This is a genomic window from Streptomyces sp. T39 (assembly GCF_008042045.1).
Classification (GTDB): Bacteria; Actinomycetota; Actinomycetes; order Streptomycetales; family Streptomycetaceae; genus Streptomyces.
On sequence record NZ_RDBP01000177.1, the window covers coordinates 1 to 1,231 of the forward strand.

2 protein-coding genes are annotated in these 1,231 nt (G+C 71.6%); both read left to right on the forward strand.

Annotated elements, in window-relative coordinates:
• The coding region (locus EAO77_RS36515) for a DNA translocase FtsK (protein WP_315986134.1) at positions 1 to 593 on the forward strand (593 nt) is incomplete at its 5' end.
• Positions 594 to 595: 2 nt separating this feature from the next.
• On the forward strand, positions 596 to 1,231 hold a 636-nt coding region (locus EAO77_RS40810; protein ID WP_261994315.1), incomplete at its 3' end, for a hypothetical protein.

Consider the following 1,231-nt stretch of genomic DNA (forward strand, 5'->3'; position numbering starts at 1 on the left):
GCCCCTCCCTCCCGGTCGACGTGCGGGAGAAGGGCTGGGAACTCCTGGTCGCCGCCGGCGAAACCGGCTACGCGCCCAAGGCCCTGCACGAGATGCTCAAGCAGCTGCTCGGCGACGAGGCCACCCCGGCACCGCGCACGGTCGGCGGCTGGCTCCAGGCGTGGGCCAAGGACGGCAAGGCCATCAAGGACGACTCCGGGCAGTACACCCGCTACATCGCCCGGGAGGCCGCCGCCCAGCAGCCCAGCACCGCACCGGTCGAGACGGCCGGGACGGAGCTGCTGCCCGAGGGCATCGACGGAGGCCTGGTCCTCCAAGCCGTCGAACTGCTCGTCTCCACCCAGTTCGGGTCCGCCTCGATGCTCCAGCGCAAGCTGCGCATCGGCTTCGCCCTCGCGGAGCAGCTGATGGAGCTCCTCCACAGCCACGGCATCGTCGGCCCTGCCGAAGGCTCCAAGGCGCGCGACATCCTGGTCTCGACGCAGGACCTGGAGGTGGTAATGATGAGGCTGGCTGACGAACTCGGCTACAGCGCACGTGACTTGGGCGCGCTGGGCCTCGTGGCCGCCACCGCTTCGCACACCAAGGAGTGACCATGTCCTTCGAGACAGCGGACGAGGAGATCGAGCGCCTCGAGGTCGAACGGCACCGCTACAGCGAGACGTTCAAGAACACCGACCCGGCCGACGCTGTCACCCGCGCGCACCTCCAGGACGAGATGAACCGGCGCACCCAGCGGATCCAGGAACTCCAGCAGCACCAGCCGCTCGGGTTCCTCGCCCGCTGGGGCCTGCGCGCCGGCTCCCTCGCCCTGCTCTGGGGCGCCTGGCACGTCGGACCGTGGTGGGCGAAGCTCGGCTGCGTCCTTGCCGCCGCGTTCCTCGCCTTCTACAGCCCGGCTCATCCGTGGAACTTGTTGCGCCGGAAGACCGCCTTGCGGATGTTGACCGTGGTGCCGCCGCGCGAGGCTCCGCGTGCGGCGAGGGCGAGGAAGACGAGGACGAACAGGCCCGCCACGCTCATCACGACCTGGCCGGTCGCGGTGAGGATCGCGGGGAGCTGGGCGAGGGTGGGGGCCGCGGCGCCGATGCCGACCCCGGCGAGCGCGATGGAACCGCCGGTGGACAAGGCGAGGGCGCTGTACTTCCACACGAAGGCCGGCACCGCGCGCTGCGGCGCGACCATGGCGGGCGGGAGCGCGGGCACCGGGGCCGGGGCCACGATCTGGGGG